Origin of the sequence: Flavobacterium sp. (assembly GCF_013823965.1) — a bacterium.
Lineage (GTDB): Bacteria > Bacteroidota > Bacteroidia > Flavobacteriales > Flavobacteriaceae > Flavobacterium.
Window position 1 is genome coordinate 1 of sequence record NZ_PNNA01000007.1, and the last position, 13,362, is coordinate 13,362.

8 protein-coding genes and 1 pseudogene are annotated in these 13,362 nt (G+C 37.2%); 8 read left to right on the forward strand and 1 reads right to left on the reverse strand.

What is annotated here, in order from left to right:
• The 6 genes from C0430_RS00795 to C0430_RS00820 all read left to right on the forward strand — a co-directional run.
• The coding region (locus C0430_RS00795) for a thymidine kinase (protein ID WP_290864413.1) at window positions 1-501 on the forward strand (501 nt) is incomplete at its 5' end.
• A gap of 205 nt (window positions 502-706) precedes the next feature.
• Window positions 707-3,148, forward strand: a complete 2,442-nt coding sequence (locus C0430_RS00800; protein WP_290864415.1) for a bifunctional UDP-N-acetylmuramoyl-tripeptide:D-alanyl-D-alanine ligase/alanine racemase — start codon at window positions 707-709, stop codon at window positions 3,146-3,148.
• Window positions 3,149-3,222: 74 nt separating this feature from the next.
• Complete coding sequence (gene mscL / locus C0430_RS00805; protein WP_290864417.1) at window positions 3,223-3,639, forward strand: large conductance mechanosensitive channel protein MscL; 417 nt, start codon at window positions 3,223-3,225, stop codon at window positions 3,637-3,639.
• Between the two features lie 165 nt (window positions 3,640-3,804).
• The gene (locus C0430_RS00810) at window positions 3,805-4,794 is read left to right on the forward strand and encodes an aspartate-semialdehyde dehydrogenase (protein ID WP_290864419.1); all 990 of its coding nucleotides are present in this window, start codon (window positions 3,805-3,807) and stop codon (window positions 4,792-4,794) included.
• Window positions 4,795-4,886: 92 nt separating this feature from the next.
• The gene (locus C0430_RS00815) at window positions 4,887-5,237 is read left to right on the forward strand and encodes a hypothetical protein (protein ID WP_290864421.1); all 351 of its coding nucleotides are present in this window, start codon (window positions 4,887-4,889) and stop codon (window positions 5,235-5,237) included.
• A 70-nt stretch (window positions 5,238-5,307) separates the two neighbouring features.
• Window positions 5,308-7,515 (forward strand): TonB-dependent receptor, encoded by a 2,208-nt coding sequence (locus C0430_RS00820; protein ID WP_290864423.1) that lies wholly within the window; start codon window positions 5,308-5,310, stop codon window positions 7,513-7,515.
• Window positions 7,516-7,594: 79 nt separating this feature from the next.
• On the opposite strand, the gene mtgA is transcribed toward C0430_RS00820, so the two are convergent.
• Window positions 7,595-8,335, reverse strand: a complete 741-nt coding sequence (gene mtgA, locus C0430_RS00825) for a monofunctional biosynthetic peptidoglycan transglycosylase (RefSeq protein ID WP_290864425.1) — start codon at window positions 8,333-8,335, stop codon at window positions 7,595-7,597.
• Between the two features lie 316 nt (window positions 8,336-8,651).
• Between mtgA and C0430_RS00830 the strand changes: the two genes are divergently transcribed.
• Together C0430_RS00830 and C0430_RS00835 are read left to right on the forward strand one after the other, a co-directional pair.
• Window positions 8,652-12,488: a M14 family zinc carboxypeptidase gene (locus C0430_RS00830; RefSeq protein ID WP_290864427.1), complete on the forward strand. Its 3,837-nt coding sequence runs from the start codon at window positions 8,652-8,654 to the stop codon at window positions 12,486-12,488.
• 98 nt (window positions 12,489-12,586) lie between these two features.
• A pseudogene (locus C0430_RS00835) lies at window positions 12,587-13,362 on the forward strand (S9 family peptidase); the annotation flags it as partial.

The following is a 13,362-nucleotide window of genomic DNA, read 5'->3' on the forward strand; positions in this document are numbered from 1 at the left end:
CTCATTCGCAGACTAAAGAGAGCGCAATTTGCCAAACAAAAAGTAGAAATTTTCAAACCGGAAATCGACACCCGTTATCACGACGAAATGGTGGTATCGCACGATGCCAATGAAATCCGTTCCACGCCGGTTCCGGCAGCAGCCAATATTGCCATTTTAGCGCAAGGTTGTGACGTGGTGGGAATTGACGAAGCCCAATTTTTTGACGACGAAATCGTGAAAATTTGTAACGATTTGGCCAACCAGGGCATTCGTGTCATTGTAGCTGGATTAGACATGGATTTCAAGGGCAATCCTTTTGGTCCAATGCCTGCCTTGATGGCGACTGCCGAATATGTTACCAAAGTACACGCCGTTTGCACTCGAACCGGAAATTTGGCCAATTACAGCTTTAGAAAAACTGACAACGACAAACTCGTCATGCTCGGCGAAACCGAAGAATACGAACCCTTGAGTCGCGCCGCTTATTTCTATGCGATGAAGAAGGATGAGGAAAAATAGTTTGTTTAAATCCCCCAATAATTTAGAATTCTGTAATCATTTTTTTTGATAGAAAAAAGTTAATTATTTTTTCTTGTCCGTTTTATTCTGTACATTTATACATACAAAAAATCATTATGGACAACCGTTTTTTTATTTCTAAAATTCTAAAATTCCAGTAATGAAAACCGCATAATTTTTAATTTCAATACAAAAAGTTAGACCCTTGACTTTATCTATCCCAAACATCGAAAAAATCCTCCACGCCAAAAGGTTTGGAGACAGTAACGGCACAATTGACAATGTTTCCATCGATAGCCGTTCTTTGCAAAACAATGAAAAAACATTATTTTTTGCACTAGTTGGCCCCAATAATGATGCCCACATTTACATTTCAAACTTAATCAAAAAAGGAGTCCAGCACTTTGTCGTGACTTACATTCCAGAAGGATTATCAAACAAAGCTGTTTTTCTGGAGGTCGAAAACACCTTGGATGCCTTGCAACAATTTGCGTCCTATCATCGAAGACTTTTTAAATTTCCTGTTATTGGGTTGACGGGAAGCAACGGAAAAACTATAGTCAAAGAATGGTTGAATTTTCTTTTGAATCCTGATTTCAACATCATCCGAAGTCCCAAAAGCTACAATTCGCAAGTTGGTGTTCCATTATCGGTGATTTCGATTAACGACAAACACAATTTGGGTATTTTTGAAGCAGGAATCTCGAAAATGAACGAGATGGAAAAATTAGAAGTCATCATCCGGCCAACCATCGGAATTATAACCAATATTGGCACGGCGCACGACGAAGGTTTTGTTGATTTGGAAAAAAAAATCAAGGAAAAACTTAAACTTTTCAGACATTCAAGAATAATAATTTACCAAAAAAACAAGGTCGTAGACGCGCTTCTTGATCCAAGAATACAACCCTTTTCTTGGAGTTGCGATGATGAAACTGCCGATGTTTTTATCACAAAAAAAGCAATCGAAGACAAAACATCACTTCAAGTTCGATACGCCAAAGTTAATTTTGAAGTCCAAATTCCTTTTCAAGATGAAGCCTCAATAGAAAATGCCATTACTTGCTTGATGGTTTTGTTGAGTTTTAAATACGGCAAAACAACGATTCAAAACCGTATGCAATGGTTGTATCCCGTTGAAATGCGTTTGAAAGTCAAAAACGGAATCAACAACACGACACTGATTGACGACAGCTACAGTTCGGATTTTCAGTCGTTGAAAATCGCCTTGGATTTTCTCGAAAGCCAAAAACAATTCAAGAACAAAACGGTAATCCTCTCGGATATTTTCCAAAGCGGCTTGTCGAACGAAGAATTGTATTCTAAGGTTTCCCAACTCATTACATCCAATAAAATCAATCGCGTTATTGGCATCGGCGAAACCATTTCGGCATTTAAACACAAGTTTACCAACTGCATCACTTTTAAAAACACGGCCGACTTCTTTTTAAATTTCAACTATTTGAATTTTGTCAATGAAACCATCCTGATAAAAGGAGCGAGACATTTTCAATTTGAAGAAATAGTTGCCGCATTAGAAGAGAAAACGCACGAAACAATTTTAGAAATTAACCTCAACTCCATCAGCCACAACCTGAGTTTCTATAAATCAAAACTAAAACCAACCACCAAAATGATGGTCATGGTAAAAGCATTTGGTTATGGAAGCGGTGGATTTGAAATTGCCAAATTGCTCGAACATCATAAAGTAGATTATTTGGGCGTAGCTTTTGCCGATGAAGGAATCGCGTTGAAAAATGCCGGAATTATGTTGCCAATAATGGTGCTAAATCCAGAAACCACCAGTTTTTCAGCAATAATCCAATACAAATTGGAACCCGAAATTTACAGTTTGAAAGGGCTGAATGCATTCCTGAAAATTGCCGAAAATCGAAAACTGAAACACTTCCCCATTCATATTAAACTCGACACCGGAATGCACCGTTTGGGTTTCGAAGAAGAAGATTTAGATGAATTGATTGCAACTTTAAAAGGAAACAAATTCGTGACCGTAAAAAGTATTTTGTCGCACATGGCCACGAGTGATGCCATAGAACATCAAGATTTTGCACATTCACAAATTGATTTATTCGAAAAATTGTCCTCCAAATTGATTACGGAATTACAAATAAAACCCATTCGTCATATCTTGAATACATCGGGAATTAGTAATTTTCCCGAAGCGCAATACGATATGGTTCGCCTTGGCATTGGACTTTATGGCGTTTCGAATGCCGTTGAAGAACAGAAATACTTGGAAAACGTTGGTACTTTAAAATCTATAATCTCACAAATCAGAACGGTTCAAGCTGGCGAAAGCGTGGGTTACGGAAGACGATTTATAGCAGAAAAACCTTCTAAAATAGCCACGATTCCCATTGGTTATGCCGATGGAATTTCAAGACATTGGGGAAACGGCCTTGGTTTTGTGACCATTAATAATCAAAAGGCAACAATAATTGGCAGCATTTGCATGGACATGTTAATGGTTGATATTACCGAAATCAATTGTAAAGAAGGAGATTCCGTGATTATTTTTGGCGAAAGCCCCACGGTTACTTTTATGGCAGATCAATTGCAAACCATTCCTTATGAAATACTTACAAGTATTTCGCAAAGAGTGAAACGGGTATTTTATCGAGAATAAACGTTTTAATTAAAATAAAATATTTATATTCGTTAGTAGTTTTCAATTAAAAACAACCTAAAAACAAACAAATTATGGGATTTTTCAAAGATTTTAAGGCTTCCTTGATGAAAGGAGACGTATTAAGTTTAGCTACTGCTGTTGTCATTGGTGGTGCTTTTGGTAAAATTGTTGGTTCTGCCGTAGATGATGTTATTATGCCTATCGTGGGGTTGATCACAGGAGGAATCGATTTTACCCAAAAATTTGTCACTCTTGACGGAAACACATACGAAAACTTGGCTGCCGCAAAAACTGCCGGTGCTGCCGTTATCACATACGGAAACTTGGTACAAGCCGTCATCAATTTTGTGATTATCTCGTTCTTTATTTTTGTAGTATTGAGAGCTGCCGAAAAAGCCAAAAAGAAAGAAGAAGTTGCCCCTGCCGCACCAGCTGGTCCAACTCAAGAAGAATTGCTTACGCAAATCCGCGATTTGTTGAAAAAATAAATTTCCGCTACATTATATATTCTAATTAAACCACGCCGAACAGCGTGGTTCTTTTTTTGTTACAAATACAACAATTTGTTATTTTTTGTGAACACGCTTGTTTTAATTTGCATATTACTTACTTTTGTAATTCGAAAATAATATTAAAAATAAAACATATACAATATGAAACTTGCTGTAGTAGGAGCCACTGGAATGGTTGGCGAAATAATGTTAAAAGTATTGGAAGAAAGAAACTTCCCTTACACAGAATTAATTCTAGTAGCCTCTGAAAAATCAGTGGGTAAAGTAATCGAATTCAAAGGCCAAAAACACACCGTTGTTGGATTACAAACTGCCGTTGACATGAAACCTGAAATTGCCGTTTTTTCGGCAGGTGGACAAACTTCATTAGATTGGTCTCCAAAATTTGCAGCAGCGGGAACAACTGTAATCGACAACTCATCGGCTTGGAGAATGGATCCGACCAAAAAATTAATCGTTCCCGAGATTAATGCAAATGAATTAACAAAAGAAGACAAAATCATAGCAAATCCAAACTGTTCCACCATACAAATGGTTTTAGCATTGGCTCCATTGCACAAAAAATACAACATCAAACGCGTAGTTGTTTCCACTTATCAATCCATCACTGGAACTGGCGTGAAAGCAGTGCAACAATTCGAAAATGAAGTGGCTGGAATAGAAGGCGACATGGTTTATAAATATAAAATCAACCGCAACTGTATTCCACAATGCGATAGTTTTGAAGCCAATGGTTATACCAAAGAAGAAATGAAATTATCCAATGAAACCAAAAAAATATTGGGCGACAACAGCATTGCAGTTACTGCAACAGCGGTTCGTGTACCAGTTGTTGGTGGACATAGCGAAGCCGTAAATGTGGAGTTTAGCAATGATTTTGATGTTGCCGAAGTAAGAACCATTTTAAGTCAAACTGATGGCGTTGTCGTACAAGATAATTTGGACACGTTTACCTATCCAATGCCAAGATATGCCGAAGGTAAAAATGAAGTTTTTGTAGGAAGAATTCGTCGCGACGAAAGCCAGGCAAACACATTGAATATGTGGATTGTAGCTGATAATTTAAGAAAAGGTGCCGCAACAAACACGATTCAAATTGCAGAATATTTAGTGGCGAATAACTTGGTGTAAAACCAATTTGATACTTTATAAAATCCGGCATAACTTTAAATAATGTTAAAGTTAGCCGGATTTTTTATTTGCTATTTCTATATTTGCAACGAATGAAAAAAGGGTTTGCCATATTAAATTTGTTCCTGATGTTTGCAGTATTGTCTTCAATGCTGTTTCAATATGTGCATAGTTATGAGCATTTAGCCAAACAACTTTCTGAAAAAAAATGTGTTCATAAATACAATTCCAGCCAAGAAATTACCCATCAACACCACAATTATGACAATTGTTTTGTTTGTAATTTCACGGTAAGCACTTATATTTCTTCAGATATTTCTCATTTTGAATTCAAAAAAATAAATATTCTTTCTGGATATTCTTTATTCAAATCCAGGGAAATTACCCAATTCTTCAAAGGAAGCCTTTTTGCGCTTCGAGCTCCGCCAAGTTTTATTGTTTAAATGAATTTGCCAAAAGGCACCAAGACACAAAGTTTTTTGTGTTTCCAGTTTAACAATAAAATCATTTCAAATGAAAAAAATTCTAATTGCCCTAATCCTGGGGTTTTCTGCTATGCTTCAGGCACAAAATACCATTTCAGGAACTGTAAACAATATCAAAAAAGAACCTCTAATTGGCGTTTCTGTTTATGCTCCCGAATTGCACAAAGGAACTTCGACAGACGAAAACGGAAACTATTCCTTGTCAAATCTTCCCACCGGAAAAATCAAACTGACGTTTGCCTATATAGGATTTGCAACGCAGAACAAAACCACAAATCTTCAAAACAAAGAAACCACTTTAGACATCGTTCTTGACGAAACTGAATTTCAAATTGACGAAGTGATTGTTTCAACGGCATTCAATAAAATCCAGTCGCAAAACGTGATGAAAGTGGAACATTCGAGCATCAAAGAATTACAACAAAAAGGAACCGCAACCTTGATCGAAGGCTTGGCAACCATTCCCGGAGTTTCCCAGGTTTCGACCGGAACTTCCATCGGAAAACCCGTCATTCGCGGTTTGAGCGGCAATCGTGTTTTGGTTTATTCGCAAGGCGTTCGAATCGAAAATCAGCAGTTTGGCGACGAACACGGATTGGGATTAAACGACGCTGGTGTCGAAAGTGTAGAAGTGATAAAAGGGCCGGCTTCCTTGCTTTATGGCTCAGATGCTTTGGGCGGAGTTTTGTATTTAAACCCTGAAAAATTTGCAAACACAAATACTTTTAAAGGCGATTTTAGCCAACGACTATTTTCGAATACTTTGGGCAGCAATACTTCATTAGGAATAAAAACCTCCGGTAAAAACTGGAAATTTTTGGCAAGAGGAACTCATAACACCCATTCCGATTATAAAATTGCAGCTGGTGAAAGAGTTACCAATACTCGCTATAACGAAACGGATTTCAAAACCGGAATTGGATACAGTAACTCCAAATTTTCAAGCGTTTTTAGATACAATTACAACAAACTGGATTTAGGAGTCCCAGAAAATGGCGTTGCTGAACAAACCACAAGCAAGAAAACAGCATTTCCAAGCCAAGCGATTGACAATAATTTATTGAGTTTGAACAACATCTTTTTCTTCAAAAATTCAAAACTAGACGTTGACTTGGGCTACATTGACAATAATCGCAGCGAATTGGAAGACGGAAACATTGCAATTTTACATATGAAATTGAAAACCTTCAATTATGACGCAAAATATCATTTGCCAAAACTGGGACAAATAGAAACCATTGTTGGAATCCAGGGAATGAGTCAAACCAATGCCAATTCAGGCGAAGAATTCCTGATTCCTGATGCAACAACGAATGATATCGGTTTTTTTGGAACTGGAAATTACGAATGGAAATCGAATGTATTGCAAGCGGGATTGCGTTTTGACAACAGAAAAATAAACAGCGATGCACGAGGAATTCCTGGTTCAGCAGGTTCTTTTGAAGCTCTCGATAAATCGTTCAATAGTTTTAATGCATCGTTGGGATACAAAACAAATTTGGCGAAGGAATTGACTTTGCGATTGAATGTGGCTTCTGGATTTAGGGCGCCCAATTTAGCCGAATTAACTTCAAACGGCGTACATGAAGGAACCAATCGTTATGAAGTGGGAAACCCTGATTTGAAAACGGAGCAAAACGTGCAAACTGACTTGAATTTAGAATACAAAAGCAGCCATGTCGAATTTTTTGCCAATGGATTTTACAACCACATCAACCATTATATTTATACTTCGCCAACGGGTGAAGTGATTAACGACAATGCAGTTTTCGATTATGTTCAAAATGACGCCAAATTATTTGGTGGTGAAATCGGATTGCATTTTCATCCCCATCCATTGGATTGGTTGCATTATGAAACCAGTTTTGAATCTGTTACCGGCAAAAAAGAAAATGGCGATTATTTGCCTTTAATTCCCGCAAACAACTGGAACAATACCATTAGAACCGAGTTCAAAATCAAAAACTGGCTGGAAGATGGTTTTGCCACTTTGAATGTTTCGACAACTTTCAATCAAGAAAATGTAAGTGGTTTTGAAACAAAATCAAATGGATACACTCTGGTAAATCTTGGTTTTGGAGGAAAAGTGAAATTAGAAAAAACAGCTTTCGACATCAACTTGAATGCCAATAATTTGTTGAACAAAGAGTACACGGCACATCTTTCTAGATTAAAAACGGATGGCATTCAAAATATTGGAAGAAATATTATTCTAGGATTGAATTTTAATCTTTAGAATAAAAAATTATTTTACCGCAAATTCACGAATTAATTTTTTAGTATTCGCCTGCAATTTGTGAATTTGCGGTTACTTTTTAATATTTAATTTTGCCAATGTGTCTCATGATGCTTACAATTTTGGCTTTTCTTTTATTGATGTAAGTAGAGGAACTCGTGGCTGAATATTTCCTTGGATTGGGTAAAATGGCCGCAATTCCGGCAGCTTGCATTTTTGTGAGACTCTTGGCATCTTTCCTGTACCAATGCTGGGTTGCCGCCTGCGCTCCATAAACACCATTCCCCATTTCGATACTGTTGAGATAGACTTCCATAATTCTTTCTTTTCCCCAAATTATTTCAATCAAAACCGTGAAATAAGCTTCCAGTCCTTTTCGCAAATAACTTCTTCCTTGCCAAAGAAAAACGTTTTTGGCCGTTTGTTGTGAGATTGTGCTCCCTCCTTTTATTCTTCGACCTCTTTCGTTGTTTTTGTAGGCTTTTTGCATCGCTGTAAAATCGAAACCATTATGTGCCAAAAAAGTTCCGTCTTCACTGGCAATCACTGCTTTTTGTAAATTAACCGAAATATTTTCAATGGGTTCCCAATCATGACTGAAGTAAATTTCCTTTCCGGCCAATTTGTTTTCTATAACGCGAATTACCATCAAAGGCGTGAATGGAACGGGCACAAACTTGAAAAGCACCACAGAAAAAATAGACAATCCAAGAAACCACAAAAATGTCTTGAATAAAAAACGACTTAGTTTGTTTTTAAAACTTCCCGAATTGTTTTTTGTGGGTTGCTTTGTTTTTTGGGATGATATTCGTTTTGCCATTATAATATGTCTGCTAACAATTTTAAATTAATTTTTACATTACTGCGAATATAATACAAAACCAATGATGAAAAATTTTCAAAATATATGATGCTGTCATAAAAATAATATTTTTTGTTGTACTCGTGGTTAATTATCATGCTTTTTTATGCATCTTTACAGATGTAAATAAAATCGTAATAATTAAAATAATATTATTTTACTTACATTTTTTAGTTTTTATGGCTTTTTATCGTATAAATGTGCTTTTAAACGATTTTTTTCTTTGTCATTTTAAAAATTTAATCTAGATTTGAAAATCCTAAATTAAATTAATATGAAAAAAATTACCTATTTAGTTTTGTTTTTATTGGCATTTAGCCCCCTAACAATTGCACAAAACAAAACAGCATTTTATAAAGCCCAAAAATATCTGGAAGAAAAGGGCGAAGTGGTTTTTACCTTCAAAGCCACTGACCCTATTCAATTTGAAGAAATAAATAAAATTGTCTCCATCAGCCATAAAAAAGTTGATGCACAAGATTTGCAAGCAGAAGCTTACGCCACCAAAGAACAATTCGAAAAATTTCTTGCATTTGGTTTGCCATATTCCGTAAATGCATCTGACAATGAAATTCCGCAAGAAAACAAATCTTCACCAAGAGGCAAAATAGCGGCTTCTGCTTGGGATACCACTTGGGATGTTTATCCAAAATATTCTGAATACGTGGCCAAAATGCAATATTGGGCAGCAACTTATCCAAGTTTGTGTACTTTACAAAACATTGGTTCCACCCCAAATGGAAGGGCTTTATATGTTTTGAAAATTTCTGACAACGCCCCAACTGACGAAACAGAACCGGAATTTCTATACACTTCGTCCATGCATGGCGACGAAATCACTGGTTTTCCCAACATGTTGCGATTGATAGATTATCTTTTGACCAATTATGGCTCATTAGCTGAAGTCACCGATATTGTAAATGGAACCGAAATTTTTATTTGTCCGCTTGCAAATCCTGACGGGTCATTCAAGACAGCCGGAAACGACATCCTGAATTCAACAGGAAACACTGCCACAAGAGCCAACAAAAACGGTTATGATTTGAACAGAAATTATCCTGATCCCAAAAACGGTTTACATCCAGACAGCGGCTTGCAAACCAATGCGGTTTATCAGCCGGAAACCCTTGCTTTTCTGGCTTTCGAAAGAACTAGAAATTTTGTTTTGTCAGCCAATTATCACGGTGGTGCCGAAGTTGTAAACTATCCTTGGGATACTTATCCCATTACGGGAGGAGCCAATATTCATCCTCATGACAATTACTTCAAACAAATTTGCATAGAATATGCCACCTTGTGCCAAACGGCAGATGGGAATCTAAATTATATGGATGATGTTTTAAGTACAGGTGCATTTCCAGGAACTACAAATGGTTCGGCTTGGTATACAGTAGCTGGAGGAAGACAAGATTACAACAATTACTTTAATCATAACAAGGAAGTTACCATTGAAATTTCTGCAACTAAATTTCCGTTGGCATCCGCTTTACCAACTTTTTGGAACAACAACAGACAAGCTTTCTTAAATTATATTAAGCAAGCTTCTTATGGTTTGCACGGTGTTGTAACTGATGCATCAGGAAATCCAATTCATGCCAAAGTATATATTAGTGGCACAACAGATGGTTTTGGTGCTTGGGTCGAAACATCACCAACAAAAGGGGATTATCATAAAGTGCAAATTGGGGGAACTTATAATGTGATTTTTGAAGCTCCGGGATATGTCTCTCAAACTATTTCTGCGACAATTACAAATGGAGCGACAACTACTTTAAACGTAACAATGGTTCCAACAACAAGTTTGCCCCTAGCAAGTAACGATGTTACAATTTGCGAAGGTCAAACAGCTTCTTTATCAGCTTCGGGAACTGGAATTATAAAATGGTATAATTCGGCAACAGCAACTGCTTCTGTAGGAACTGGCTCAACTTTTACCACACCAGCATTAAATGCAACCACATCTTATTTTGCTGAAAGCGAAGTTACTCTTGCCAATGTTGGACCTATAACTGCATCTGGAACATCATCAACCAACACTGCCGTGGCCAATAGATATTTAATCTTTAATTGTACAACACCTACAAAATTAAAATCTGTTTTGGTAAATGCTTCGGCTGTTGGACAAATTCTGGTAGAATTACAAGACAGCACAGGTAGAATGCTGGAATCAAAAGTGGTCATACTTACCGCTGCCGGAAGCCAAGACATAGAATTAGATTTCTTTTTGCCAGCACAAAATGGTCTGAGATTGGTCTCTAGACAAATAACCTACACAAACTTAACCGTAGCAACATCTGGAATTACTTATCCGTTAACAAACGGAACAGTTTCGATAACGGCCAATAGTGGAACAGGAATTTTCTTGCCATTCTTCAATTGGAAATTTGCTCCAATAAAAGGATTAAGAGATGAAGTAGTCGTTACCGTAAACCCAATTGCTACATTGTCCACTATTTCTCCAACTACAATAGCATCAGGCGGAAATGATTTTACATTAACCGTAAACGGTTCTAATTTTGCAAATGGCGATGTTGTTAGATGGAATGGAACAAACAGACCAACAACATTCGTTAGTGCCACTGAACTTACTGCTGCCATTTCTGCTGCTGATATTGCTTCTGGAGGAACAGCGTCTGTTACTGTGTTGAATTCTTGTGGCACAACAAGTGGACAAACTATTACTATTGAATCCGTTTGTGCGCCTATTCCTGATTTAGCGGTTTTACCAACAATTACTGGAGAATGTTCAGCTACTGCAACAGCTCCAACTGCCACAAGCAGTTGCACTGGATCCATAACTGGAACTACTACTACAGTATTCCCAATAACAACTCAAGGGACGACAATCGTGACTTGGACGTACAACGATGGAAACGGAAACATTTCTACTCAAAATCAAACCATACAACTTGATGACACACTTGCACCAATTGCAGATGTAACTACTTTAGCAGATGCTATTGGACAATCAACGGTTACTGTTACTGCTCCAACAGCCACCGATGCTTGTGCCGGAACAATATCAGGAACTACAACTAGTCCTTTGACTTATTCGACTCAAGGAACTTTTACCATAGTTTGGACATACAATGATGGAAACGGGAACACTGCCACCCAAAATCAAACAGTGGTTGTTGCCGACACTATGAACCCAACTAATCCAACAAGTTTGACAGCTGCTGGAACTACGGCCACAACTACAAATTTATCTTGGACGGCATCGACAGATAATGTTGCAGTAACTGGATATGATGTTTATAGAGGAACGACATTGATAGGAACAACTTCAGGAACGACTTATGCCGTGACTGGTTTGACTGCCTCTACAGCTTATACTTTTTCTGTAATAGCAAAAGATGCCGTCGGAAATAGCTCAGCTCCAAGTAATGCAGTAAATGTTACAACACTTGCAAATGCTGTAATCTATTGTACTTCGCAAGGAAATAGTGTGGTGAGTGAAAAAATTGGCAAAGTGGTTTTTGGAACCATCAACAACACTACAACTGGTGGAACGGGTTATGAGAACTTTACGGCAATTTCGACAAATGTAACTAAAGGAACCACTTACACCATTACAATAACTCCATCTTGGACAAGTACCAAAAGAAAGGAAGGATACGCTGTCTGGATTGATTACAATAAAGACGGGGATTTTGCCGATGCTGGAGAACAAGTTTGGTCAAAAGCCGCTTCAACTACAACGGCAGTTTCTGGAACATTCACCATTCCTGCCACTGCAACAATTGGCACAACAAGAATGAGGGTTTCTATGAAATACAATGCTATCCCGACTTCTTGCGAAACATTCGCGTCTGGACAAGTAGAGGATTACACCGTAAATATCGTTTCTACTACCGCTAAAATGGCCAGTGCTTCAGGAAAAGGGATTACCGAAATTAAATTATATCCTAACCCGACAAAAGCAATTTTGAATGTGTCTTCAGTAACTGAAAACGCTACATTCAAAGTATATAATTTGTTAGGTCAAACCGTGTTGAATGGTAAATTATCAAACAATTCAATTGATGTTTCCAATTTCAGTGCCGGAATATACATCTTGGAACTTACAGATAAGGATACAACAACAACAAACCGTTTTATCAAGCAATAACTTTATTAAATTAGAAACTAAAAGCTATCTCAATCGAGATGGCTTTTTTTTTGGAATAAAATCATTACTTTTAAATCACAAAAAAAACATTTTTTACGATGAAAAAAATATTGTTTATAACCTTGACAATGATGAGTTTAAATGCAACTGCACAAAACATAATGTCTCCAGAGCTGCTCTGGAAACTAGGAAGAGTAACTCCTTTAGGCTTTTCTAAAGACGGAAAAAATATTGTCTACAAAGTCACCACGCCTTCCATTGAGGAAAACAAATCGGATTCCAAGTTTTATACTTTACCCGTAAATGGCGGAAATCCAACCGAAGTTTCAGCCACAACAGACCTGTTGAAAGACAAAAACATTTCCCCGGACGGAAAATATATTGTTTACAGTGAAGAAGTGAAAATCGACAAAGTGCATGGAAAAGATTTTTATCCTGAACTGGACAAATCAAATGTTCAAATCTACAACGGATTGGATTATCGCCATTGGGACAAATGGAATGAAGGGAAATTCAATCACGTTTTTTATAAAGAAAACAAAGAAGGTTCCGTTGGGATTGACATTTTGAAAGACGAAACTTTCGACAGTCCACAAAAACCTTTTGGCGGAGACGAAGATTATATTTGGTCTCCAGACAGCAAAAGTATTTTATATGTATGCAAGAAAAAAGCGGGAACAGCTTATGCAATCAGCACGAATACTGATATTTACGAATACAATTTAGAAACCAAGAAAACCATCAATAGAACTGAAGGCAACTTGGGATACGATACAAATCCCACTTTTTCACCAACAGGAAATTTGACTTGGTTACAAATGAAACGTGACGGTTATGAAGCCGATAAAAACGACATCATTGTAAGTTTCAAAGG

Coding starts and splice junctions, on each gene's coding strand:
- mscL (WP_290864417.1), top strand. CDS start 3,223: ATGGGATTTTTCAAAGATTTTAAGGCTTCCTTGATGAAAGGAGACGTA.
- C0430_RS00810 (WP_290864419.1), top strand. CDS start 3,805: ATGAAACTTGCTGTAGTAGGAGCCACTGGAATGGTTGGCGAAATAATG.
- C0430_RS00815 (WP_290864421.1), top strand. CDS start 4,887: ATGAAAAAAGGGTTTGCCATATTAAATTTGTTCCTGATGTTTGCAGTA.
- C0430_RS00820 (WP_290864423.1), top strand. CDS start 5,308: ATGAAAAAAATTCTAATTGCCCTAATCCTGGGGTTTTCTGCTATGCTT.
- mtgA (WP_290864425.1), bottom strand. CDS start 8,335: ATGGCAAAACGAATATCATCCCAAAAAACAAAGCAACCCACAAAAAAC.
- C0430_RS00830 (WP_290864427.1), top strand. CDS start 8,652: ATGAAAAAAATTACCTATTTAGTTTTGTTTTTATTGGCATTTAGCCCC.